Here is a 24,256-nt window from a genome sequence, read left to right on the forward strand (position 1 = left end):
ATGAGCGAGCAGTCGGCATACTTCGTCCCCGGCAAAGTCACGGAGGAAGAAGGCCAAATCTACCGCAACTACCACCCCACCCAGCACACGGAAAGCCCCTGGGGTCCGGGCTTTCAGCACGGCTCCCCGCCTGCTGCGCTGGTAGCCACGGTGCTGGAGGACGGTGCGCGCGACTCCGGGCTTTCCCTGGAAGAAGGCCGTTTTAGTCGAATGACTGTCGAAATCCTGGGCGCAGTGCCACTCAGCGAGCTGCGCACACACGCACGGGTGGTGCGCCCCGGCAAGCGAATCAGCTTCCTGGAAGCGATCGTCACCGACGAATCCGGCCGCGAGTTCATCCGAGGCTCCGGCTGGTGGATTCGCCGCGGGGATACAAAGGAGATCGAGCGCACCGTCGGTGAGCCTATGCCTGGGCCCTCCGGCGCCGGGGACGGCAGCGACTTCCTCGACCGTTGGGCCAGCGGTTACATCAACTCCATCGAGGCCCGCCGTGCAGACCTGGACGAGCGTCATCTGAACGTCGATGAGTCCCGCAACCCCGCGATCTACTGGTCGCGCACCGACCTTCCTGCAGTCGAGGGCAAGGAAGATTCCACATGGGTGCGTCTGATGAAGACAGTGGACATCGCCAATGGCCTGAACAACTTGCTGGATACGGACAAGTGGACGTACATGAACGTCGATACCACCGTTTACCTGCACCACGAGATGCGCGGCGAGTGGCTTGGCCTATCCGCCGAGGCAAACTACGGCACCGACGGCATTGGCACCACCGTCACGCGGATCTACGACGAGCAGGGCCTCATCGGCACCTGCAACCAGGGGATTATGCTGGCGCCGCGCTAGGCTTCGCAGACGGCCTCGGCCTGGCTGGCCACGAACATATCGTCGGCATCCAGGTCCACGGCCAGCTTCTCCACCAGGGCGAGCAGATCCTTGATTTCCTCGTCCTCCAGCAGCGCGTCCTCGTGGCGGGCGGAGAGCTCCTTCAGCTTCTCTATGTGCTGGTTGATTACGGCGGCGATCGCCAGGGTGGTTGCGGTGGGCTGCTCGTCCGCGCCCTCCTCAGTGTTCTGCAGGCGCAGGGAGGCGGCGATTTTTGTCAGCTCTGCTTCGCTGCTTGCGGCCACGGACTGTGCGGCCTGCAGCATGCCGTCGACGATGGCCTGTGCGTCGTCCACCGCAGACTCCGGGTACGGGGCTTCCCAAAACTCACGATCCTCGTCGCGCAGGTAGCTGCCTGTCGCCATTTGGCGCAGGTTGTCGAGGAACTCTTCGCGGGCAGACGTGGTGGCTGTGCTCAGCTGTGTGGTGCTCATAAGAGACAGTTTGCCCTGTGTGAGCTAGAGTCGCACGCCCAGCAGTGCATCGATTGCGGTTTTTATTTCTGACGCCGCAGCCTCGTCCCCTGCCGCCCCCGCCTTTGTGTCTGCGGCCCAGCCGTCGAGAGCATCTAGAGCCGCCGCCGTGTCGAGGTCATTGGCCAGGTGGCCGCGCACGGTGGCGACCAGCTCGCGGGCCTCATCCAGGGGGGTGGAACCTGTGGCCAGGGCGGCCCGCCAGCTGGCCAGGCGATGCTCGGCGTGCGCCAGCACGTCGTTGGTCCAGTCGCGATCCTGGCGATAGTGACCCGCGTACACGCCCAGGCGGATGGCCGCGGGCTCGTGGCCGGCGGCGGTGAGCTTGGAGACGAACACGAGGTTGCCCAGCGACTTGCTCATCTTGGTACCGTCCAGGCCGATCATGCCGGTGTGGACGTAGTGGTGGGCCATGCGGTCCACCCCGTGAGCGGCTTCGGCGTGGGTGGCGGAGAACTCGTGGTGCGGGAAGCGCAGGTCGCTGCCGCCGCCCTGGATCGCAAAGGGAGCTCCCAGGCGGTTCACGGCAATGGCCGAGCACTCGATGTGCCAGCCGGGGCGGCCGGGGCCGAAGGGAGAGTCCCACTTCGGTTCTCCTTCGCGGTGTGCGCGCCACAGTAGCGCGTCCATCGGGTGGCGCTTGCCGGGGCGCTCTGGGTCTCCCCCACGCTCGGCGAAGAATTCCGCCATCTGCTCTTCGCTGTAGCGGGACTCGTATCCGAACTGCGGCAGGAAGGTGTAGTCGGCGTAGATGTCCGGGTACTCGTCGCCCTCCAGCTGGTAGGCGGCGCCGACCTCCAGGAGCTTGGCCACCATCTCGATGACCTCGTCGATGGATTCCATCGCGCCGATGTAGTCGCGCGGCGGGATGACCGCCAGGTCCTCCATGTCGGAGCGGAACAGGTCGATCTGGCTAGTGCCCAGATCCTGCCAATCCACCCCGTCCCGCTCGGCGCGCTCAAACAGTGGATCGTCGACGTCGGTGATGTTCTGCACGTAGTGCACGCCATGGCCGCCCGCGCGCAGGTAGCGGTGGATCAGGTCGAAGGTCAGGTAGGTGGCTGCGTGGCCCAGGTGGGTGGAGTCATACGGGGTAATGCCGCAGACGTACATCCCCACCTCCCCGGCGGGAATCTCGACGGGTTTCACCACGTCGTCGGCGGTGTCGTACAGGCGAAGCTGCGGGGCTTCACCCGGCAGCTGTGGGACTTCCGGTTCGGGCCAAGAGTGCATGGGTTTCGATTCTAGGCTGGCAGTACCCCGAATGCGAGCAGGGCCATGACCGCCAGGCCCAGCGGGATGCGCCACAGCGCAAACCAGGCAAACGAGTGGTTGGCCACGAACTTCAGCAGCCAGGCGATAGACGCATAGCCCACGGCAAAGGCAATCGCCGTGCCCACGAACAACTGGGCGCCCGAGGCGGCCTGTCCGGCGTCGGGGCTAAAGGCGTCAGGAAGCGAGAAAAGCCCCGAGGCCAGCACGGCAGGGATGGCGAGCAGGAAAGAGTAACGGGTGGCGACCTCGCGATCCAGGTTCAGGAACAGGCCGGCGGAGACCGTGCCGCCGGAGCGGGAAACACCCGGGATGAGCGCCAGGCACTGCGCGAAGCCCATGATCACCGAATCGCGCATGGTCAGCTGGTCGAAGCTGCGCTCGCGGCGGCCCATGCGCTCGGCGAGGATGAAGACGAAGGAGAACAGCACCAGCATCGTGGCGGTGATCCAGAGGTTGCGCAGGTTATCTCGGATCAGGTCCTTGCCCAGGTAGCCCAGGACGGCCACGGGCAGGGTGCCGACGATGACCATCCAGCCCATCCGGTAGTCGAAGCTTTCCCGGTGAATGCGGCGGCCGTGCTTTCCGGTGAGGTCGGTGAGCCACTCCCACACGCCCTTGCACCAGGCGCTGGCGATGTTCCAGATGTCCTTGGCGAAGAACACCAGCACTGCCAGTTCTGTGCCCAACTGGATAACGGCCGTGAATGACGCGCCGGCATCTTCGCCCCACAACAGGGTGGAAAAGATGCGCAGGTGGCCGGACGAAGACACAGGTAGGAACTCCGTCAGGCCTTGGATAAGCGACAGAATGATCGTCTGCGCCCAAGTCATATCTGTAGTCATGGGGATTAAGCCTAGTCCTTCTCCCCCGCCTTGAAAGAGTGACGTGGCCGGACTGGTAGCGTTAGAACTTGTGAATGTGCACGTCAATCGCTTTAGCCGAACCCTCTGTGTGACCGCCACTGCCGCCCTGGCTCTGGGGGCACTTACTGCCTGTGGATCCGACGATCCGGTAGACAACGCGCCCGTTGCCGGTGAGCTCGCGCAGCCACAGGACTCCCCTGATAGCTCCTCCGGCCTGGGCGAGCAGATCAAGCTGGATGCGCCTACCCTCGGGGCCGCGCGCATCGGCCTTTCTGCCGACGAGAACGCGCCGGGGGCGAACCAGGTTGCGATACTTACGAAGGGCAAGGTGCACTTTATTGACGCCACCAGCCCCAAGGACGAGCCGCGTCAGGTAGATGTCGACGATTCCTGCGATAACATCTCCACCACCGCAACCGGCGTGGCCGTGGCCTGCCAGGACAAGGCCATCGAGCTGGGGCCGGACGGCAAGGAAACCCGCAGCCTAGACGTGGACGGCAAGGTGACCACCGTGACCTTCCTGGATAATGGCAAGGCCGTGCTGGGCAAGGCGGGCGAGGACAAGGCGCGCTTCTACGACAAGGACGGCAACGAGACCGGGGAGGCGATCGTGAGCCGCAGCCTGGACGAGGCCGTTCTGGTCAAGCCGCACGGCCGCGGACAGCGCGCCGCGCTGATCGACCGGGGGCAGACCAGCATCAACGACGTGGACGTGGACGATGGTTCGCTGAACGCTTCCCTGCGCATCGGGCAGGGCGTGGGTCAGGTGGCCACCGGGCGCGGCGACGACGGCGTGGTGGTTGCCAGCGACGAGCGCCAGGACCAGATGTTGATTTACACCATGAACGACGTCGTGCGCCTGCATCAAGCGACCCCCACGAAGGCCTCCCCGTGGGGCGTGGCGTGGGATGCGAAGCGCCAGCTGGCCTGGGTGAGCTCGACCGGGGAAAACAAGCTGACGTCCTTCCGCATCGACAGTGGCGCGCCCGTGAAGGTCGCCGAAGTCGACGCGCCGAGCAAGGTGCGCGAGGTTTTGGACGCCGCCAACGGCGCGTTGGTGCTAGTCACAGAAGACGGAAAGGTCAGTGTGTACAGCGCGCAGAAGGTGGATGACGCGGTGCAGGACAAGCAGACGACGCCGGACGACGAATACCCGGCGGAGAAGGAATAAAAAGGGGATCAGAAATGCTGAAGAAGATTCGTCACGGCGCCTACCAGGTGGCGCTGAAGGGAATGTTTACCCTGCGCCCGGAGCGCATCCACGGGCTGATGTCCCGCGGGCTGCAGCAGGTGGCGGGCTCCAGGGCTGCCCTGTCTGCGATGGACGGCGCTCTGGCCGTGCACGATGACGCGCTGAGCCAGCAGATCGCCGGGCTCACCTTCCCGCGTCCGCTCGGTTTGGCCGCGGGCTTCGACAAGGACGCCAAGGAGGTCGACGCCTGGGGACCGCTGGGCTTCGGTTTCGCAGAAATCGGCACCGTCACTGCCCTGGCACAGCCGGGAAACCCCACCCCGCGCCTGTTCCGTCTGCCGAAGGACAAGGCCATTCTCAACCGCATGGGCTTCAATAACGAGGGCTCCCGTGCGGCGGCTATGCGCCTGCAGAAGCGCAGCACGGACATCCCGGTGGGTGCGAACCTGGGCAAGTCCAAGCTGGTGGCCGCTGAGATTGCGGATCGCGACTACCGCGAGTCCGCCAAGGCCATCGGCGGGGTGGCCGACTACCTGGTGATCAACGTCTCCTCCCCCAACACGCCTGGACTGCGCGATCTGCAGGCGGTGGAATCCCTGCGCCCGATCATCAGCGCGGTGCAGGAGGAAAGCACCCGCCCGCTGTTTGTGAAGATCGCCCCGGACTTAAGCGACGAGGACATTGACAAGGTCTGCGACCTGGCCATCGAGATGGGCGTGACGGGTCTGATCGCCACGAACACCACCATCAGCCGCGAAGGCCTGAAGACCCCGGCCCACGAGGTGGAGGCCATGGGTGCGGGCGGCATTTCGGGCGCTCCGGTGGCAGCCCGCGCGCTGGAGGTGCTGCGCCGCCTGGCGGCCCGCGCCGACGGGAAGCTGGTGCTGATCGGAGTGGGTGGCATCGACACCCCGCGGGCGGCGTGGGAGCGCATCGCCGCCGGCGCCAGCCTGATCCAGGGCTACACGCCGTTCATCTACGGCGGCCCGGACTGGATCCGCGAGATCCACCAGGGCCTGTCTGCACAGTTGAAAGCCCACGGCCTGGAGAATATCTCGCAGGCCGTGGGCAGCGGGTTGCCGTGGGTGGACGCTTAGCTAGTTTTCGGCCCAGCCCCAGATGATGCCTCGGGCGGTGGCCTTGAAGTTCAAGTTAAAGCCCAGGACGGTCGGGGTCTGGCGGTCGTCGATGTCCAGCTCCTCGTCTACCGCGTGGACGGCGAACAGGTAGCGGTGCGGACCGTGGCCAGCCGGCGGGTTGGCGCCGTAGTAGCCCCAGGAACGGCTGTCGCCGCGCAATGCCACTGCCCCCTTGGGCAGGCCGCTAAGGTCTTCGTTGCCAGCTCCTAGCTGCAGGGAGGTTACATCCGCCGGGATGTTAAAGACGGCCCAGTGCCAGAAGCCGCTGGCCGTAGGGGCGTCCGGATCAAAACAGGTAACCGCGTAAGTCTTCGTGCCCTCCGGGCCTGCAGACCAGCTCAGCTGGGGCGAGACATCGTTGCCCCCCAGCTGCTCCTCGGGCAGGCGATCGCCGTCGGCGAAGGTCTCACTGGTGACCTCCAGCGTGGGCAGGTCCGTCAGTGGCGCGTAAGGATCCGGGCCGGGGAAACGGTCGTCGATGTAAGTGGGCTGGTGCTGTGCGTTGTTATCGGACATAGCACCACGCTAGTCAAAGCTTTGGGCGAGCGCACTAAAGTGCTTATCCAGATACAAGTAACTCCCCCTGACCTGTGTATTTGTGTAAATCACTGGCTTGGCATTAAAGTGGCGGGAGTTGCCACCACTTACTGTGGTGTGCGCAACCCAAGTCCGGGTGGCGGAATGGCAGACGCGCTAGCTTGAGGTGCTAGTGTCCTATTAACGGACGTGGGGGTTCAAGTCCCCCTCCGGACACAACATGAAAATCCCACGCTTTGTAGGCCACGCCTTTAGCGCGTGGTGGGGGCTAAAGCTGCGGTACCGCTTCTTAAGCGTCCTCGTTCCGATCCTGCTGGTCGCTTTCGTCTACTTCGTCCCGAAACCTGCGGTCGAGGATATTCGTACCTGGGTGGCCTCCACGGGCGCTTGGGCGCCGCTGACTTTTGTGGTGCTGTTGGTCGCTTTTACCCAGCTGCCGCTCCCCCGCACGATCTGGACTATCGCCGCGGGCGTGATGTTCGGGTCCCTGTGGGGCTCGGTGCTGGCGCTGGTGGGCGTGGGTGCCTCTGCCGCGCTGTCGCTGATCTTGGTGCGCGCCGTCGGTGGCAGGTGGGTGGAAAAGAAGACCCAAGATGCACAGCGCATCCAGTTTCTGCAGGAAAGGATCGCCGAGCGCGGCTGGATCGCCGTGCTGGGGCTGCGCATGGTTCCGGCAATCCCCTTTTCGCTGCTGAATTACGCCTGTGGGTTGAGCCGCATCCCGTTTGTGCCCTATGTGCTGGCTACGATCGTGGGCTCTGCGCCGAATACTATCGCCACGGCTATGGCCTCCGATGCGCTCGCTACGGGTGGGCAGCCGTGGATCTTGCTACTCAGCGTTGTGGTGGTGTGCGCCGGTTTCGCGCTCGCTGCGAACGAGATTCGACTCTGGCGCCAGCTGCGCAAAGCCAATGAAGTAGGTTTATAGACATGTTTGCCGTGTATGCCGCCTATCGGGGCCGTTCGCAACGCCGTGGAGAGTACGTCCGCGACGTCGCGGCGGCACTGGAGCGATCCTCGATGGTCGAGTCCGTGGAGATGAAGGGCATCGAGGACTTCGTCTGCATCGCGCCCGGCCCCGACGAGGCCGGCGGTCTGGTGATGTCTTTGCTACAGGCGGGTGACTTCGCACTCGGCATTGGCTCGGTGGTTGCGGAGGTTGATGGGGACGCCCCGTCGTCCGTGGAAGAGACCATCGGTGCAGCCACCCGCGCGGTGACCCGCTCGCAGCGTGCGGGGGCGGTGTCGGTGCGGATTGAAAAGCCAGGCCCGGGCGGTGTGATCGCCCCGGGGCGGGCGGCCGAAGTTGCCCAGGACATCGCGGCGGCCTTCACCCTGCTGGCCCACGTGTTGGCGCGGCGCACAAAGGAGGGCCGCGAGGCCACTGCCCTGCTGCGCGCTGGGCACTTGCAAGCCGAGGCGGCAGAGATTGTGGGCATCAGCAAGCAGGCGATGAGCCAGCGGCTTGCGGCGGCGGGCTGGCATGCGGAGCAGGCCGGCTGGACCCTGGCCGTGCACATGCTGGCCAGGGCAGACGAGCTAAAGAACTAGCCCTCGTTGTAGGGATTGTCGAGCGCAGCTTCGTCGACGGGCTTGTTCGCCACGGCGTTGGCGGCGGCAACGGCCTCGGCGATCTCGGGCGAGGAGGCGGTGTTAAACCAATCCTCGGAGCTCGACTCGTTGGCCTGCTCGCGAGTGGCATCGTCCACCGGCTTCGGCTCGTAGCGGAACACGCCCTCGTCGTCCTTCTTGGCCAGGGCCTTGGCGAACTGCTCCAGGGAGTCGCCGAACTGCATTGGGATCATCCAGGTCTTGTTGGCAGAGCCCTTCGCCATCTCCGGCAGCTTCTCCAGGTACTGGTAGGCCAGCACCTCGGGCGTGACCTGAGCGGACTTGATAGCCGCGTTGACCTTCTGGATGGCCTTGGCTTCACCCTGGGCCTCCAAGTAGCGGGCCGCGCGGGTACCCTCGGCGCGCAGGATGGCTGCCTGGCGCTCGGCCTCTGCGGCCAGGATGTGCGCGTGCTTTTCACCCTCAGCAGCCAGGATGCGGGCCTGCTTTTCACCCTCAGCGGTCTTGATGTCCGACTCGCGGCGACCCTCGGCGGTAAGAATCATGGCGCGCTTCTCGCGGTCCGCCTTCATCTGCATCTCCATCGATTGCTGGATGGATGCCGGCGGGTCGATGGCCTTCAGTTCCACGCGGGAGATGCGCAGGCCCCACTTGGTGGTGGCCGCGTCCAGCTCGCCGCGCAGGCGGCGGTTGATGATCTCACGGGAAGTCAGGGTCTCCTCCAGCGTCATGCCACCAACCACGTCGCGCAGCGTGGCGACGGAGATCTGCTCCACGCCGACGATGTAGTTGTTCACGCCGTAGATGGCGCGCGCCGGGTCGTTGATCTGAAAGGTGACCACGGTATCAATGGCGACCGTCAGGTTATCCTGCGTGATCACGGCCTGGGGAGGGAAGCTCACGACCTGCTCACGGGTATCGACCTTGTCGCGGATACGGTCGACAAAGGGAACGAGAAGCGTCAAACCGCCGGAAACAGTGCGGGTGTACGTACCCAAGCGTTCGATAACAGCCGCCTCACCCTGTGGGATGAGGGCCACCATCTTGATGATCACCGTAGCGATGATGAGCAGCAAGACCACCAAGAAAATTGTGAAGCTCATAAGTCGTTAAGCCCTTCTATTTGTTCTTCCACACGACTGCAGTCGTGCCGTCGATGTCTATCACCTGTACGGACTCTCCCTGGGAATAAACATCCCCTGGGGTTGCCGAGCGCGCCGACCACAGCTCGCCGGCGATGCGCACCATGCCGCCGCTTTGTACTTCGGCACTAACAGCCTCAACCACCACTGCGTTCCTACCCGTCAGTTCGGCGTGGTCGAAGGTATGTTCTGAGCGTGCTTGCATAAGGCGTTTGCGCAGGATGGGCCGAATCGCCAAGATGGTCGCCAGTGAAGCCAGGCCGAAAACCAGTATTTCTGCCCATACCGGAATGTCCGCCAGCGAAATCCCGGCAGTGATCAATGCAGCCGCACTGAGCATGAGCAAGGACATATCCGCAACGAGGAGCTCGCCAAGGGCCAACACTCCCGCTGCGATTAACCAAATGATCGGACCCATAGTCAGGATCCTAGTTGGTGTTTCAGTATTCCGGCGGGACAGTAACGAAATCGATCAGCCTTTCCACCGCACCGATAAGAGTGGAGTCCAGATCGCGAAAGGTCTTGGCTGCAGCCGCCACCCGACGCCAACCGTCCTGCGGGCTACCCCAGCCGAGCTCTTGGCACACGCCTGTTTTCCAATCGATGCCGCGCGGGATCTTCGGCCACGCGCGGATGCCAACGCTTTGCGGCTTCACGGCCTCCCAGATGTCGATGTACGGGTGGCCGGTGACCATCACGTGTGGGCCTAAGGATGCGGTCAAACGCGCCTCTTTCGTTCCCTCGACGAGGTGGTCCGCGAGCACGCCCACACGGCGGGTCGCGGAGGGCTGGAACTCGGCGAGCCGCTCCGGCAGGTTGTCGAGGCCCTCCAGGTACTCGACGACCACGCCTTCCACGCGCAAGTCATGCCCCCAGACTTGTTCGACGATTGCGGCATCGTGGATGCCTTCCACCCAAATGCGGGAGGGCGCCGCGACTTTGGCTTGTACGTTTTCTACGCGCCGCGAGCCTGAGTTGGAGGTGCGCTGCTTCGGTGGCAGCATCCTGGGATCTACATAACGAGTCAAGGTAATAGGCTTGCCCTCAAGCAGAAATGCGCCCTCGCGAAGCTTGAACAGGCGCGTTTTTCCGTAGCGATCCTCCAGGCGAATGAAGTCGCCGTCGGCGGTCTTCTCCCCGCCCACCACGGCACCGACGAAGTCATCGGCGATGACCTCCACCACCATGCCCAGCTCCGGCGCGACGCGCGTAATGCTGGGTTTCTGGTTGCGAGAGTGGCCCTTCATGATGTCACCGTAATTGAAGCTCATGGACAACCAGCTTAGGCTAGGAAAAATGACTGATCCGGTACCGACGTGGCTTGGGGCGCAACTGTGGTCGCCCGTGCAGAACACCTCCCTATGGCTGGCTTGGTGGCTGCACGGGATCATCGGGGCAGACGAAGTGATCGACGCTTTCCACGCCACCCAGGGCAAGCATCACCGCTTGGAGCCCGACGGGGGCGGACTGGTGGAGATGCTCGGCCATATCCGCTCCGTGGCCGACGAGGCGCCCGTCGGATTGGACGAACGCCCCTTGATCCAGCTGGCGCTTTCCGGCCCCGGCGACGCGACCGTGCTGCCGGTTGGCCCGGAGGGGGCGTCACTAATCATCGCCGACCGCGACCCCTTGGTCAGCCACGTGCTTAGCCCTCGTGTTATTGACGCCCACCTAGTCAGTTGGTCGTGGGATCAGTTGAAGGGGCCAGTTCCACCGCTGCCGGTCTACTCGCCGGGTGAGGCAGATCAGCTGCTGCGTGAGGCTGCGGATAATGCAACGAGGATGGTGCGGAACGCAGGGCACGTGCCGAGCGGTGGCGCGGCGTTTCAACGCGCTGAGCTGGCGGTGGGAGCCTTGAACGATGCCTTTGGGCTTCCCGGCATGCCGCCGGGAGTGCCCAGTCGCGCCGCGAAGCTGATGGCCAGGGCCGATCAGGTGGCGGCGATTGTGGAGGTCACTAAGCGCTCCGAGGTGGGTGCGAGCCTGGACCCCCATCTAATGCCAATGCTCCGGGCGGTAAGAACCGCCCGGATGGTGGCTGTGGACTATGCGCAGCGGGAGCTGCTGCGTTAGATCATCACTCGATCATGCGGACTGCCATGGGCTGCATGCCGCCCCAGCGCACGTCGGAGATCTTGACGACATCGCCGGACTGCGGGGCCTCGATCATCTTGCCGTCACCCAGGTACAGGGCGACGTGGCCTGGCCAGAACAGCATGTCGCCGCGCTTGGCCTCAGAGGAAGGAACCTGCTTGCCGGCCGTGTACTGGTAGCCAGAGTAGTGCTGCAACTCGATGCCCACGCCGTAGAATGCGTACATCATCAGGCCGGAGCAGTCGAAGCCGACCTTGTTGTAGTCGCCGTGCGCGTCGGCTACACCGCCGTCGCGGATGCCCTTGGTCGGGCCGTGGAAGTTGCCGCCGCCCCATGCGTAGGGCAGGCCCAGCTGGCTTTCGGCGCGCTTGATGACGCGCTCGATCTTCTCTTCGGCGGTGCCGGAGGTATCGGGGCTGCTCGGATCCAGGGCGTCGGCGATGGCCTCAGCCGGGTTCTCCGGAGTTTCCGGAGTTTCTGGGGCTACGGCCTCGTCGGGAGCCTCGGGGGTCTCTGCAGTCTCCGGGTTCTCCGGAGCTTCAGGAGTCTCGGGAGCCTCTGCAGTTTCCGGGGTCTCCTGCGCCGCTGGTGCGGTGCTAGTACCGGCGCCCATGGCGCGGTCGTACTCCTGGCCCGCTGTTTCGCGGCCCGCGTGGGCTGCGGCTGCCACGGCACCATCCGGATTGCCAGACAATGCGGTGGTGAAGCCGGCCATCAGCGCGGATTCGCCGGCCTTGCGCAGACCGTCGAGGGCAGCCTGGCGCTGGTCATCGCCACTGGGGTTCAGGTCGTAGGAGGACTGCAGCTCCGCCGGGAGCTCCGGCAGGCCCGCCGGGTTGCCAAGGGAACCCTGCGCCGGGGACTCGTCGGACTGGTCGGACTGGTCGGACTCAGTGGATTCGTTAGCCTCAGCCGGCTGAGCGTCCTCAGTGTTCTCGGTGGTCTCAGTGTTCTCGGTGGAGTTCTCAGTGGACTGAGTCTCCTCCGCCGGAGTCTCCTGGGCCTTATCTTCGGCGTCCTCGGCCTTTTCGACCTTGGCGCCAGCCTTCTCGGCAGCCTTTTCGGCGACCTTGCGCTTGTCCCAGCTAGAAGCCTCTGGGTGGGTGTTGGTGAAGGTTTCCACGGCGGCGCGGGCCTCGCGCAGTGCCTTTTCCGCCTTCGACTTCTCATCGAGTAGGCGCTTGTATTCCTTTTGCTTCTCGGTGAGGCTCTTCTGGGAGTTGTTCAGCGTGTCACGCGCGGTGTTGTACTTGCTTACTGCGTCGTCGACAGCCGAATTCGCCTTGTCGCGGGAGTCGCGCAGCGAGGATTCCTCGTTGGCGTTCTGGGTACGCGCAAGGTCGAGGCGGTCGACCTCGTCCTTTTGCTTCTTGGAGGCTGCGTCGATGTAGGAGGAGCGATCGAGCGTGTCACCAACCGCGTCACTTCCGCCGGCAGCCAGGTTCACTGCGGAGGCGTCGCCCCCCTGGGCGTAGGCGGAACGCGCGATGTCGTTCAGCTTCGCCTGTGCCTTGGTTACCTCGGTATCGGAATCCTTGAGGCGTCCGCGTGCGTCCATGACCTTGTCCTGGGCCGTTTGGGCGGCGGACTGGCTGTTGACGAGGTCGACGCGAGCCTTGTTGGCATCCTCTCGCAGCGAGCCCATGAGCGTCTCCATTTCGGAAACCTGGGACTTGGCGCGAGAAACCTGGCCGACGAGGTCGGCCAGGAAGCTTTCGACGGTGCGCTTGTCGTCGGCCTGGGCGACCATAGTCGTCGACTGCAGCGTCACTCCAGCGGTCACTGCGACGGCCAGCACCGTTCGTTTACGGCTTTGTGGTCGTGGTGTCACGATCGATTCTCCTGGTGTTTATACAACTGGCTTTGAAGCGAGCGAAACCCTCGGTCCAGCTGGCCGCACTTCCCCATGCGATCAGTACAGGTCCCGTCGGGTGACTCTCAAAAATCACTTCGAGATCAACTCGTTTCAAAAGTTGACACTGGGAACCCTAGAGCACACGAGTCAAGGCCGTAAACTTTTTCACCATGAATCCCATGAATCGCACTAGTCACATAAGTAACGGCAATTGCCTTGACCTGCGAATAGTAACGGAAAAGTTACAAGTGTGATTTATGTCACATTTACGAGCGTGTAGGCGTGTCGGATTGCGCTACCTGTAAGAAGCCCCCGTTTCTCTAGATTCACCCTTAAGGTTAGTCAATCCCCCAGGCTTGACTATTCTAAACCGTTATCTACTTCTGCTTGGTCCGCAGCTTTGATAACGAAGCAATTACGGCCGCCACGGCCACTGCTAGGACCACTCCCACGTTGGCCAGAGCGGTTGGAGTTTCATACCCTGCCGCCTGGTTGAGGAACTCCTGCGTCGCCTCCGGGTGACTGTTGGCGCCATAGAGAACCTTATAGTTCGATTCGATGGCATAGCGCGACAGATTCTCCGACACTGCCGTCGCCTGGCTCGGGGACTTCAGAATCACCGTGTCCGCGTCCGTGCCGTCGAGCACTTTCTGCGCGACGTCGCGCAGATTGTTGTGGCGCTCCCCGTCCTGACTGATGTAGCCGATCTTTAGGGTGCCTATTTTGGACGCCGACTCTCCCCTCTCGGTCGCCTCAACCACCTCGTTGAGGCTCTTGGATAGGCCGGCCGATCCAGACTCCACCTCGGTCGGGAAATCCTCGGCAACGAAGACAGGGGCGTCATTAAGAGAGGCAATGAGCTGCGCAACGTCGTCCGAAGGGGCGGGGTTAGGCGTATCGGTCATGGGACGTTTTTAGCACCAAAAGAGGGGTGGGGGTAACGGCGACACGCTTAAACCTGCAGGATTCGCAGCAGGACAATCGTACTGTTAAAATTTGTGGTGACGTCGCGGCAAGAATGCTGCCACAATGGTAAGCAGAGCCCCCGCCGCGGGCGGCTGGCCCGTGTGCGGCGGCGACCACATCGACGACGACATTTCGACTAAGAGAAGAGATTAAAGGAGCTCACTGTGGCTGAAAGCATTAACTCCTTCGATTCCAAGAGCACTCTGCAGGTCGGCGAGAAGTCTTACGACTACTTCGCGCTGGATGCTGTGCCGGGAATGGAGAAGCTTCCCTACTCCCTGAAGGTTCTCGGCGAGAACCTGCTGCGCAACGAGGATGGTAAGAACACCACTCGCGAGCACATCGAGGCCATCGCCAACTGGGATTCTTCCGCAGAGCCCAACTTCGAGATCCAGTTCACCCCGGCCCGCGTTATCATGCAGGACTTCACCGGCGTGGCCTGCATCGTTGACCTGGCCACCATTCGTGACGCCGTGGTTGCCCTGGGTGGCAACGCAGACGACGTTAACCCGCTGAACCCGGCTGAGATGGTCATCGACCACTCCGTGATCATCGAGGCATTCGGTAACGCCGACGCTCTGGAGAAGAACGTCGAGATCGAGTACCAGCGCAACGACGAGCGCTACAAGTTCCTGCGCTGGGGCACCGGCGCCTTCGAGAACTTCCGCGTCGTTCCTCCGGGAACCGGCATCGTCCACCAGGTGAACATCGAGTACCTGGCCCGCTCCGTCTTCGACAACAACGGCCTGGCTTACCCGGACACCTGTGTTGGTACCGACTCCCACACCACCATGGAAAACGGCCTGGGCATCCTGGGCTGGGGTGTCGGCGGCATCGAGGCTGAGGCTGCAATGCTCGGCCAGCCGATCTCCATGCTGATCCCGCGCGTCGTTGGCTTCAAGCTGACCGGCGAGATCCCGGCTGGCGTTACCGCCACCGACGTCGTTCTGACCATCACCGACATGCTGCGCCAGCACGGCGTGGTCGGCAAGTTCGTCGAGTTCTACGGCAAGGGCGTTGGCGAGCTGCCGCTGGCCAACCGCGCAACCATCGGTAACATGTCCCCGGAGTTCGGCTCCACCGCGGCTATGTTCCCGATCGACGAAGAGACCGTGAAGTACCTGGAGCTGACCGGCCGCGACCAGGAGACCCTGGACCGCGTCGAGGCTTACGCCAAGGCACAGGGCATGTGGCTGGACCCGGAGAAGGAAGTCGAGTACTCCGAGTACCTCGAGCTGGATCTGTCCACCGTCGTTCCTTCCATCGCTGGCCCGAAGCGTCCGCAGGACCGCATCGAGCTGAACGACTCCAAGGCACAGTTCCGCAAGGACCTGCACAACTACGTCGACGCCGACGCTTCTGCCTCTACCCCGGACTTCGACGCAGAGGGTCCGGCTACCGAGGACACTTCTGCCCAGGCTGCCGGCACCCCGGCATCCGCTGCTGATGCGAAGGGCAACATTCCTTCCGCAGCTGCAGGCGCAGAGGGCCGCCCGTCCAACCCGGTCACCGTCAACTACAACGGCGAGGACATCGAGCTGGACCACGGTATGGTCGCCATCGCTTCCATCACCTCTTGCACCAACACCTCCAACCCGTCCGTCATGGTCGGCGCTGGCCTGCTGGCACGCAATGCTGCTGCCAAGGGCCTGAAGTCCGCACCGTGGGTTAAGACCTCCATGGCGCCGGGTTCCCAGGTTGTTAACGGCTACTACGAGAAGGCGGGCCTGTGGAAGGACCTGGAGGCCATGGGCTTCTACCTGGTCGGCTACGGCTGCACCACCTGTATCGGTAACTCTGGTCCGCTGCCGGAGGAGATCTCCGCAGGCATCAACGAGGGCGACCTGGCTGCCACCGCTGTCCTGTCCGGTAACCGTAACTTCGAGGGGCGCATCAACCCGGACGTCAAGATGAACTACTTGGCCTCCCCGATCCTGGTTATCGCCTACGCGATCGCCGGCACGATGGACTTCGACTTCGAGACCCAGCCGCTGGGTCAGGATCAGGATGGCAACGATGTCTTCCTGAAGGACATCTGGCCGTCCACCGAGGACATCGAGGAAGTTATCGCTTCCTCCATCACCAAGGATCTGTACGCCGAGGACTACGCAAACGTCTTCGAGGGTGACGAGCGCTGGCGTTCCCTGGAGGTTCCGTCCGGCAAGACCTTCGACTGGGATCCGAAGTCCACCTACATCCGCAAGGCTCCGTACTTCGACGGCATGAGCAAGGAGCCGGAGGACGTCAACGACGTCAAGGGCGCACGTGTCCTGGCTCTGCTGGGCGACTCCGTGACGACCGACCACATCTCCCCTGCTTCCACCATTAAGCCGGGCACCCCGGCTGCTCAGTACCTGGATGCAAACGGTGTGGAGCGCAAGGACTACAACTCCCTGGGCGCACGTCGTGGTAACCACGAGGTCATGGTTCGCGGTACCTTCGCTAACATCCGCCTGCAGAACCAGCTGCTCGACGGTGTTTCCGGCGGCTACACCCGCGACTTCACCCAGGAGGGCGGCCCGCAGTCCTTCATCTACGACGCCGCCATGAACTACCAGAAGGAGAACACTCCGCTGGTCGTTCTGGGTGGTAAGGAGTACGGCACCGGCTCCTCCCGTGACTGGGCTGCTAAGGGCACCCTGCTGCTGGGCGTGAAGGCCGTCATCGCCGAGTCCTTCGAGCGTATCCACCGCTCCAACCTGATCGGCATGGGTGTAGTCCCGCTGCAGTTCCCGGAGGGTGAGTCCTGGAAGTCCCTGGGCATCGAGGGCACCGAAACCTTCGACATCGAGGGCATCGAGGAGCTCAACAACGGCTCCACCCCGAAGACCGTCAAGGTAACTGCCACCAAGGAGAACGGCGAGAAGATTGAGTTCGACGCCGTGACCCGCATCGATACCCCCGGTGAGGCAGACTACTACCGCAACGGCGGCATCCTGCAGTTCGTTCTGCGCAACATGATGTCCGGCAAGTAAGGAATAACTCCTTATAGGCCTGGCATGAGGCGGTGACCGGCGCCCTCTTCCCCACGGGGAGAGAAGCGCGGGTCACCGCCTTTGTGCTCTTAGACAACACAACGAGGTTTAAGCAGATGCCCAAAGTAAGCGACACGGACCTGGCAGAGCGGAAGGTCGAGATCCTGTCCGGCGCGCGCCACTGCTTCGCTAGCTACGGCTACGACGGCGCGACCGTCGCCCGGCTGGAAGAAACCATCGGCAAGTCCCGCGGCGCGATCTTCCACCATTACGGCAACAAAGATCAGCTGTTTCTCGAGGTTGCCCATGAAGACATGCGCAAAATGGCCGAACTAACGGCCGACGAGGGGCTTATCGGAGCTATTCGCGCCCTAGTCAAGTCAAAAGACTTGACCGACTGGTGGGGTATGCGTGTGGAGATCACCCGCAGGGTGAACATCGACCCCTGCTTCGCGGCGAAGTGGGAGCTGGATCAGCTGGCGCTGCGTGAAACCGTGCGCACCCGCCTGCGGGAACAGCGCGCCAGCGGGCGGATCCGCAAGGATGTGGAGATCGAGACGATAGCCCAGACGTTGGAGCTAGTGCTCGAGGGTGTGCTCGGACGGCTTGCCCAGCGACAGGGCACCGAAGGGCTATCCGACGCGCTGGACTTCGTGGAAAGCGCTCTGCGTTCCCCCGGACAATAGGCTGTCCAACCCGGTGAGTAGCATGTAGTGCATGATCGCAATCATGACCGTTACCGGGCTGGATCACACTGGAATCATCGCCGCCGTGTCCACTGCCCTGGCCGAGCTAGACGTCAACATTCTCAATGTCTCCCAGACCATCATGGACGATTACTTCACCATGATTCTGCACGTCCGCATCGATGACTCCCAGCATGGGATCGCCGATGTGCAGGATCGCATGGCGGAGGTCGAAAAGCAGGAGAAGCTCGTCATCCGAGTGCAGTCGGAGGCCATCTTCTCCGCCATGCACGACGTGTAGGGGCGCGGAAGGAACAAAGAATGAATCCACGTCGTGGCGTCACAAACCAAAGCAACAACATTCTAGAAACCATCGAGATGATCGAGAAGTATCGTCTCGACATCCGAACGGTAACGATGGGCATTAACCTTGTGCCCTGCATTCGCGAAACGATGGAGGCAACCGCCGACGCGGTGTTCGAACGCGTGGTGGATTACGCGCGGAACCTTGTGCCTGTAGCTCAAGAGATTGAGCGCGAGCTGGGCATCCCCATCGTGAACAAGCGCATTTCCGTCACTCCGGTAGGCATCCTCGCCTCCGCGGTAGAGGGCAATCCGGTGCGCATTGCCGAAGCGCTGGATCGGGCGGCCAACGAGGTAGGCGTGAATTTCATCGGCGGCTACTCCGCCCTCGTGGACAAGGGGGCTACGCGCGGCGAGCTGGACCTGATTCGCTCTCTGCCTGAGGCGCTGAATGAGACGAACGTGGTCTGTGCGTCCGTCAATGTCGGCAGCTCGAAGGCTGGCATCAATATGAACGCGGTCCGCGAGATGGGGCAGGTCATCAAGGATGCTTCCACTTATGGGCCGGGCGGCACATTGGCCTGCGCGAAGCTGGTCGTTTTTGCTAACTCCGTCTCCGACAATCCGTTTATGGCTGGCGCCTACCATGGTGTTGAAGAGCAGGACTGCGTTATCAACGTGGGTGTATCCGGGCCAGGTGTGGTCGACCGCGCAGTCGCTGAGATGGAAGGTGCAACGCTCAACGAGGTTTCCGAGGAAATCAAGCGCGCGGCATTTAAGATCACCCGAACCGGCCAACTGGTGGGTGTGATGGCCGCGCAACGTCTGGGGGTGCCCTTCGGTATCGTTGACCTGTCTCTGGCACCCACTGCGGAGCTCGGTGATTCTGTGGCGCACATTTTGGAGCACATGGGGCTCGGCCAGGTGGGTACCCACGGCACGACCGCCGCCTTGGCGCTGCTGAATGACGCGGTGAAGAAGGGTGGCATGATGGCCTGCTCGCGCGTTGGTGGCCTCTCTGGCTCCTTCATTCCGGTATCCGAGGACAAGGGCATGATCGATGCTGTGCGCAGCGGCGCCATCAGTATCGACAAGCTAGAGGCCATGACGGCTATCTGCTCCGTCGGTCTGGACATGATCGCCATCCCGGGTGATACCCCCGCAGAGTCGATCGCCGGCATGATTGCCGACGAAGCGGCCATTGGCGTGATGAACCATAAGACCACGGCTGTGCGCGTGATCCCTGCTGTCGGTACCAAGGTAGGCGACGAAGTGGACTTCGGGGGCCTGCTGGGATACGCGCCAGTGATTGGCGTGAACCGTGCAAGCAGCGCTGACTTTATTAATCGCGGTGGTTTCATCCCTGCCCCACTGCACGGCTACCGCAACTAGGAAGGGTTACTGGCTGGCATGGTGGAGGTCTTTAAGTACGGTCGCTCCTCGGTAGTAATCGATGACCCGCTTGACGGTCTTGTGCGAGGAGAACAATCGGGCACATTCGATCAGCGTTGTACTCTGCCTGCAGGGTCGGCCGCTCTGAATGCCGCTCTGTCGAACAACGGCCGCATGCCTGTTGCCGGCAACACTGCAGGCTTTAGTGTGGTCCAGACGGTGGTGCTGATTATCGGCGTGGTGCTGCTTGGTCTGGGTGGCTTCCTGGCTTTCCGGGGTAGCGCTCAGCCTCTGGTGATCGGCTTGGTGATCGGAGCCATTGGGCTGCTGATGGCGGTAGTTGCTCTGTATAGCGCTTCTAAACGCCGCAGTCGTCTGCGGATTCTGGGCAAGGCCTGGGGGAATGACTGGTTACGCTTCGCCTCCGCCCGAGTGGGTGGCGTGTGGATTACGCGGGTATCAATCCACAACGATAATGGGGAACGTACCAATACCGAGCGCCGCTACTACTACAAAGCGATGGTGCAGGCCTACCCCACTGACGGCACCGAACCGTTTACGTTCCGGACCGGTGAATTTAACGCCCCCGCTAACTGGGAGGGGCAGCCCTACAATCTGCACATGGCTGACGGCCCCATGGATGTGCTGGAGCCCGAGTTTACGAACGGCTGGACCATCTGCCGGTACATTGCGGGCCAGCCGGAAACGGCCACGATTTCAACAGACCTGTCGGCCAAGCAGGTCAAAGCGGCGTTAGAGGTTTCGCAGGTTCGCTAGTGCCTGCAGTAGCTGACTGTGGCGCATAGGGATGCGGGAGCGCAGGATGATTTCCGTCCTTGTGCGCTGCACACCTTCGACCTCTTGCAACTTGAGGGTTATCTGCTCTAGATGCTCGTGGTCGCGTGCCACCACCCGGCACGACAGGTCGTAGGGCCCGGCAATGGAATGCGCCTCCGTGATCCAGGGGATTCTCAGGATCGCCGCTGTCGCTTGATCTAATGTCCGCTGGTCAAGAGTTACGTGCACGAATGCGCCTAGTGGAAAGCCGAGGGCGCTTGGGTTGAAGTGTGGGGAGAAGCTACCGATCACTCCCCTTTCCACGAGTTTTTCTATGCGACTGCTCACGGTTGCGCGCGCGACTCCTAGTACGCGCGCGTACTCGCGCACCCCGGCCTTAGGCCTTTCACTGAGCAACATGCAGAGCTCGATGTCTGTCTGATCGAGGTCCCTCATTCTTTTGACCTTTCTTTGTAACGCCCCATCGCGGCCTGTTGGCAAACAACATCTACTTTTGTGTGCAAATCGATTGTTGCTTGGGTGGGATTTTAGGCCATTGGCTTAGTTTTTAGGGTTGGAACCTAAAAAACCTTTGCTAAGTGAACTATTTGTCCGTAGGTGCTACCTAGTGGGGTTCGCTGTCACTTAATGTGATTCAAACCACAAACTGACAGTTCGTACGAAAGGGTGAACAGCGATGACCTCCACCTTCATCCCCGACACAATTTCCACCGTCCAGGACCTCCCCGACTACACTCAGTCGCGCTACCGGGAGAAGACTGGACACATCCACTTGACTGGCATTCAGGCGCTTGTGCGCACTGTGCTGGACCGCGCGGAGGCGGACCGCGAGATTGGGCTGAAGACTTCTAGCTTCGTCTCCGGCTACGAAGGCTCCCCGCTCGGTGGATACGACCTCGAGCTGGGGCGCCGCAAAACGCTGCTTGACCAGTTTGATGTGCAGCATTTCCCTGCTGTCAACGAGGAGTTGGGCGTCACCGCCGTTGCAGGGTCGCAGATGACGGACCGGGCGACGGTCAAGGAAGGCATCGACGGCGTGGTCGGCTACTGGTATGGCAAGGCGCCAGGGTTGGATCGGGCGGCCGATGCACTCCGCCACGCGAACATGACGGGCACCAGCGGAACGGGCGGCGCGGTCGCTTTCGTGGGCGATGACCCGACGGCGAAATCTTCGACGATCCCCTCGGCTTCCGGGCGAATCCTCGCGGATCTGGGCTTGCCAACGCTCGTACCGGCGGACGCGGGTGACGTTCTGCGCCTCGGTACTCACGCGGTGTGGATGTCCCGCTACAGCGGCCTGTGGACGGCGCTGCGCATCACCACCCCTGTGGCTGATGGCTCTGCCAGCGTGGATCTGGAGGCAATCCGTACTGCCACTGAGGCCCGCGGCTTAGAGCGCGGCGGCGAGCATGTGCCGGAGGCCCGTCTGCTGGGTAAGCGGCTGCTGGACCTGGAGGACACGCGCGTGGGTGAGCGCCTGCAACGCGCCCTGGAATACTCCCGTGAGCACCGCCTGAATCGCTGGTGGGGTGTGCGAGACGGCGACCGTGTGGGCGTGATCTGCGCGGGCAATACCTCCTTGGAGGTTGCGGAAGTTGTAGGCGAAGCGCACGTTCGAGTACTGCAACTGGCAATGACCTACCCGCTGGACCCGCAGGAACTAGAGCGCTTCTGTGAGGGGCTGGACACGCTAGTGATCGCCGAAGAACTCGGCACCCACCTACTGGAATCCGTCCGCGCCTGCCTCTACGATCTCCCGGTACGCCCCGCGATCGAGCACGTAAACGACCCGCTGAAGCAGCTGCCCAAGCTACTGCGCAATGAGGGCATCGAGGTTGCTGGGGTGACCAGCGGGCCTACGCGAATTTCCTTGCCGCTTGCGGTCCCCAACCGCGTGCCCCACTTCTGCTCTGGCTGTCCGCACAACCTCTCCACCCGTGCGGACGAGGACACGCTGGTGGGTGCCGGAATCGGTTGCCACGCCATGGTGATGCTGATGGACGACAAGCGTGTGGGCAAGATCATGGGCACCGCACAGATGGGTGGCGAGGGCGCACACTGGATCGGCATGCACAGTTTCGTGTCCGAACAACACTTCGTGCAGAACATGGGCGACGGAACGTTTCTACATTCGGGATCGTTGGCGCTGCGGGCGATGGTGGCGTCAAAGGTAAACGCAACGCTTAAACTTCTGCACAACGGGACAGTGGCGATGACGGGCGGCCAGGATCCCGTGGGGCAGCCGAGCTTGGCGGGACTGGTCGACATGGTGCGGGCCGAGAACCCGGCCAGGATCGTAGTGACCAGTGATGATGTGCGACGTACGCGCCGCGCTTTGCGGGGATCCGGGGTGCAGGTGCGCCCGCGCGAGGATCTGGCCAAGGTGCAAAAGGAACTAGAGGCGCTCCAGGGGGTCTCGGTACTGATCCACGATCAGGAGTGCGCCGCGGAGAAGCGCCGCGCCCGTAACCGAAATCAGCGCGCTCAGGAGACCGAGAAGATCGTAATCAACGAGCGCATCTGCGAGGGCTGTGGTGACTGTGGCGAAAAGTCCGGCTGCCTGTCCCTGCAGCCGGTGGACACGCAGTTCGGCCGCAAGACCCGCGTGGACCAGACCAGCTGTAACACCGACCGTTCGTGCCTGTCCGGAGATTGCCCAGCCTTCACGACCGTCGTTGCGGTCGAGGAGAAGCGTGAGGTGCCGCCTATTGACGCCTCCGCACTCGACCCGGTGCCGGAGAGCGTATTGGACAGCAAGCATCCGTGGAACATACGGATCTCGGGTGTGGGTGGCACGGGAGTGATGACCGCCTCGGCCGTGATTGCCACCGCCGCACACCTCGATGGACTTGCGGTGCGGGGCACGGACATGACGGGCCTGGCGCAGAAGGGTGGCTCGGTGCTTTCCGATCTGCGCATCTCTAAGAGCATTGGCCAGCACACGGGGACGGTGCCGCGTGGTGGCGCGGACCTGCTGATCGCACTGGACGGTGTGACGGGTGCGGAAGACGCCAGTACGTCGGTGCTCAACGCAACGCGCACGGTTGCGGTGCTGTCTAACTCCGCGACCCCCACGGGGCAGATGTGCACGGACGTTAAGGCGACCCGCCCCGACGGCGTGCAGATCGCGGGCGCGCTGGGACAGGCCGCTAAGCGGGCGATCATCACCGATGCGATCCGCGTATCCACCAAGCTCTTCGGCGAATCCACCTTCCAAATCATGCTGCTCATCGGCGCGTCTGTGCAGGCCGGTGCGCTGCCGGTGACCCCGGAGTCGATTGAGAAGGCGCTGCGGATCAACGGAAAGAAGGCCGAGGCGAACATCCAGGCCTTCCGTCGTGGCCGCCAGCTGGTGAGCCGACCGGAGGCACTCATCGACCTGATGGGTGTTGAGCCCGACTACGCCCAGTACCAGCAAGTTCAGCCCCTTGACCACACTCGAGGGCAGATCGAAGAGATGCTGGAGCCGAGCCTGGTTGATGAAGTTGCGGTGTATGTGGACGAGATGCGTCGTTGGGGCTCCGAGCAAGATGCCCAGGATTACCTGACCGATGTACGCGCGGTTTACGCCCATGAGCGGCGCGTGAACCCGGATGCTCCCGCCGAACTGACCCGCAGCTTCGCCGCTGGACTGCACAAGCTTTCCGCATACAAGGACGAATACGAAGTCGCCCGCCTGGCGTTGGACCCTGGGTTCGCGGAGGCCCAAAAGGGCGGCAAGGTCACGGTACAATTCCAGCCACCGGTACTGCGTGCACTGGGGTTGAACCGCAAGATCGGCCTCGGTCCGCGGATGCGTCCAGTGCTCAGCGCGCTGGCCAAAGCCAAGGGGTTGCGTGGCACACGCCTGGACATTTTCGGCTACGCGGAGGTGCGCAAGCTGGAGCGCAAACTCGTGAGCGTCTACCGGGAAGAGATCCTGAGCCGGGCACGGAACCTGCACACGCCTGAGCAGGTTGCGGAGCTAGCTTCCCTGGCGGCTGAGGCCGACGGAGTTCGGGGATTCGAGCAAAAGAAGATCGACAGTGCGCAGGAGTTGCTGCAAAAGTTGGGGCGCGCGGGCGTCAAAAAATAGCAAATAGACCAAGCGGTCTGTTATAGTAACGAAT

General features: G+C 62.8%; 22 protein-coding genes and 1 tRNA gene. 13 read left to right on the top strand and 10 right to left on the bottom strand.

The window, feature by feature from the left end; translation table 11 throughout:
- Positions 1-846 (top strand): thioesterase family protein, encoded by an 846-nt coding sequence (locus CJEIK_RS04955; protein ID WP_005294701.1) that lies wholly within the window; start codon positions 1-3, stop codon positions 844-846.
- Here the strand turns inward: CJEIK_RS04955 and CJEIK_RS04960 are convergent.
- The 3 genes from CJEIK_RS04960 to CJEIK_RS04970 are packed head-to-tail and all read right to left on the bottom strand — an operon-like array spanning position 843 to position 3,475.
- Positions 843-1,319, bottom strand: coding sequence for a hypothetical protein (locus tag CJEIK_RS04960; RefSeq protein WP_005294704.1), 477 nt, complete (start codon positions 1,317-1,319; stop codon positions 843-845). The genes CJEIK_RS04955 and CJEIK_RS04960 overlap by 4 nt on opposite strands.
- 24 nt (positions 1,320-1,343) lie before the next feature.
- Positions 1,344-2,591 (bottom strand): cysteine--1-D-myo-inosityl 2-amino-2-deoxy-alpha-D-glucopyranoside ligase, encoded by a 1,248-nt coding sequence (gene mshC, locus CJEIK_RS04965; RefSeq protein ID WP_005294707.1) that lies wholly within the window; start codon positions 2,589-2,591, stop codon positions 1,344-1,346.
- Between the two features lie 11 nt (positions 2,592-2,602).
- Positions 2,603-3,475: an undecaprenyl-diphosphate phosphatase gene (locus CJEIK_RS04970; RefSeq protein WP_005294709.1), complete on the bottom strand. Its 873-nt coding sequence runs from the start codon at positions 3,473-3,475 to the stop codon at positions 2,603-2,605.
- Between the two features lie 70 nt (positions 3,476-3,545).
- Between CJEIK_RS04970 and CJEIK_RS04975 the strand changes: the two genes are divergently transcribed.
- Together CJEIK_RS04975 and CJEIK_RS04980 are read left to right on the top strand one after the other, a co-directional pair.
- On the top strand, positions 3,546-4,667 hold the full coding sequence (locus tag CJEIK_RS04975; RefSeq protein WP_237746510.1) for a hypothetical protein: 1,122 nt from the start codon (positions 3,546-3,548) through the stop codon (positions 4,665-4,667).
- Positions 4,668-4,681: 14 nt separating this feature from the next.
- Positions 4,682-5,785 carry a quinone-dependent dihydroorotate dehydrogenase gene (locus tag CJEIK_RS04980; protein WP_077536121.1) on the top strand — a complete coding sequence of 368 codons (1,104 nt, stop codon included), beginning with the start codon at positions 4,682-4,684 and terminating at the stop codon, positions 5,783-5,785.
- Here the strand turns inward: CJEIK_RS04980 and CJEIK_RS04985 are convergent, their stop codons facing one another.
- Positions 5,786-6,343 (bottom strand): YbhB/YbcL family Raf kinase inhibitor-like protein, encoded by a 558-nt coding sequence (locus CJEIK_RS04985; protein WP_005294719.1) that lies wholly within the window; start codon positions 6,341-6,343, stop codon positions 5,786-5,788.
- A gap of 151 nt (positions 6,344-6,494) precedes the next feature.
- On the opposite strand from CJEIK_RS04985, the gene CJEIK_RS04990 reads away from it, so the two are divergent.
- The 3 genes from CJEIK_RS04990 (at position 6,495) to CJEIK_RS05000 (ending at position 7,915) form a co-directional block, all read left to right on the top strand.
- Positions 6,495-6,580: transfer RNA gene (locus CJEIK_RS04990), tRNA-Leu, on the top strand.
- A 4-nt stretch (positions 6,581-6,584) separates the two neighbouring features.
- Positions 6,585-7,292, top strand: a complete 708-nt coding sequence (locus tag CJEIK_RS04995; RefSeq protein ID WP_005294721.1) for a TVP38/TMEM64 family protein — start codon at positions 6,585-6,587, stop codon at positions 7,290-7,292.
- Between the two features lie 2 nt (positions 7,293-7,294).
- Positions 7,295-7,915 (top strand): hypothetical protein, encoded by a 621-nt coding sequence (locus CJEIK_RS05000; RefSeq protein WP_005294724.1) that lies wholly within the window; start codon positions 7,295-7,297, stop codon positions 7,913-7,915.
- On the opposite strand, the gene CJEIK_RS05005 is transcribed toward CJEIK_RS05000, so the two are convergent.
- The 3 genes from CJEIK_RS05005 to CJEIK_RS05015 are packed head-to-tail and all read right to left on the bottom strand — an operon-like array spanning position 7,912 to position 10,349.
- Positions 7,912-9,039, bottom strand: a complete 1,128-nt coding sequence (locus tag CJEIK_RS05005; RefSeq protein ID WP_005294727.1) for an SPFH domain-containing protein — start codon at positions 9,037-9,039, stop codon at positions 7,912-7,914. The two genes, CJEIK_RS05000 and CJEIK_RS05005, sit on opposite strands and share 4 nt — an antisense overlap.
- Before the next feature lie 16 nt (positions 9,040-9,055).
- Positions 9,056-9,496, bottom strand: a complete 441-nt coding sequence (locus CJEIK_RS05010; RefSeq protein WP_005294729.1) for an NfeD family protein — start codon at positions 9,494-9,496, stop codon at positions 9,056-9,058.
- Positions 9,497-9,518: 22 nt separating this feature from the next.
- Positions 9,519-10,349, bottom strand: coding sequence for a DUF3097 domain-containing protein (locus tag CJEIK_RS05015; RefSeq protein WP_005294731.1), 831 nt, complete (start codon positions 10,347-10,349; stop codon positions 9,519-9,521).
- Positions 10,350-10,374: 25 nt separating this feature from the next.
- Between CJEIK_RS05015 and CJEIK_RS05020 the strand changes: the two genes are divergently transcribed.
- Positions 10,375-11,151 carry a hypothetical protein gene (locus CJEIK_RS05020; RefSeq protein WP_034964922.1) on the top strand — a complete coding sequence of 259 codons (777 nt, stop codon included), beginning with the start codon at positions 10,375-10,377 and terminating at the stop codon, positions 11,149-11,151.
- Positions 11,152-11,155: 4 nt separating this feature from the next.
- Here the strand turns inward: CJEIK_RS05020 and CJEIK_RS05025 are convergent, their stop codons facing one another.
- A complete protein-coding gene (locus CJEIK_RS05025) occupies positions 11,156-13,003 on the bottom strand; it encodes a DIP1281 family NlpC/P60 protein (RefSeq protein WP_034964924.1) in 1,848 nt (615 codons plus the stop codon).
- A 401-nt stretch (positions 13,004-13,404) separates the two neighbouring features.
- The gene (locus CJEIK_RS05030) at positions 13,405-13,932 is read right to left on the bottom strand and encodes an Rv1476 family membrane protein (RefSeq protein WP_005294742.1); all 528 of its coding nucleotides are present in this window, start codon (positions 13,930-13,932) and stop codon (positions 13,405-13,407) included.
- A 225-nt stretch (positions 13,933-14,157) separates the two neighbouring features.
- Between CJEIK_RS05030 and CJEIK_RS05035 the strand changes: the two genes are divergently transcribed.
- The 5 genes from CJEIK_RS05035 (at position 14,158) to CJEIK_RS05055 (ending at position 20,126) form a co-directional block, all read left to right on the top strand.
- Positions 14,158-16,968, top strand: coding sequence for an aconitate hydratase (locus CJEIK_RS05035; protein ID WP_005294745.1), 2,811 nt, complete (start codon positions 14,158-14,160; stop codon positions 16,966-16,968).
- A gap of 116 nt (positions 16,969-17,084) precedes the next feature.
- Positions 17,085-17,654: a TetR/AcrR family transcriptional regulator gene (locus CJEIK_RS05040; protein WP_034965055.1), complete on the top strand. Its 570-nt coding sequence runs from the start codon at positions 17,085-17,087 to the stop codon at positions 17,652-17,654.
- Between the two features lie 31 nt (positions 17,655-17,685).
- Positions 17,686-17,955, top strand: a complete 270-nt coding sequence (locus CJEIK_RS05045; RefSeq protein ID WP_005294749.1) for an ACT domain-containing protein — start codon at positions 17,686-17,688, stop codon at positions 17,953-17,955.
- A 20-nt stretch (positions 17,956-17,975) separates the two neighbouring features.
- Positions 17,976-19,349 (top strand): PFL family protein, encoded by a 1,374-nt coding sequence (locus CJEIK_RS05050; protein ID WP_011273551.1) that lies wholly within the window; start codon positions 17,976-17,978, stop codon positions 19,347-19,349.
- Positions 19,350-19,367: 18 nt separating this feature from the next.
- Positions 19,368-20,126, top strand: a complete 759-nt coding sequence (locus tag CJEIK_RS05055; protein WP_005294754.1) for a hypothetical protein — start codon at positions 19,368-19,370, stop codon at positions 20,124-20,126.
- Here CJEIK_RS05055 and CJEIK_RS05060 read toward each other — a convergent pair.
- A complete protein-coding gene (locus CJEIK_RS05060; protein ID WP_005294757.1) occupies positions 20,103-20,582 on the bottom strand; it encodes an Lrp/AsnC family transcriptional regulator in 480 nt (159 codons plus the stop codon). The two genes, CJEIK_RS05055 and CJEIK_RS05060, sit on opposite strands and share 24 nt — an antisense overlap.
- A gap of 241 nt (positions 20,583-20,823) precedes the next feature.
- Between CJEIK_RS05060 and CJEIK_RS05065 the strand changes: the two genes are divergently transcribed.
- Complete coding sequence (locus tag CJEIK_RS05065) at positions 20,824-24,222, top strand: indolepyruvate ferredoxin oxidoreductase family protein (RefSeq protein WP_005294760.1); 3,399 nt, start codon at positions 20,824-20,826, stop codon at positions 24,220-24,222.
- Positions 24,223-24,256 lie beyond the last annotated feature (34 nt).

It is taken from the genome of Corynebacterium jeikeium (assembly GCF_028609885.1).
In the GTDB taxonomy this organism is placed as follows: Bacteria; Actinomycetota; Actinomycetes; order Mycobacteriales; family Mycobacteriaceae; genus Corynebacterium; species Corynebacterium jeikeium.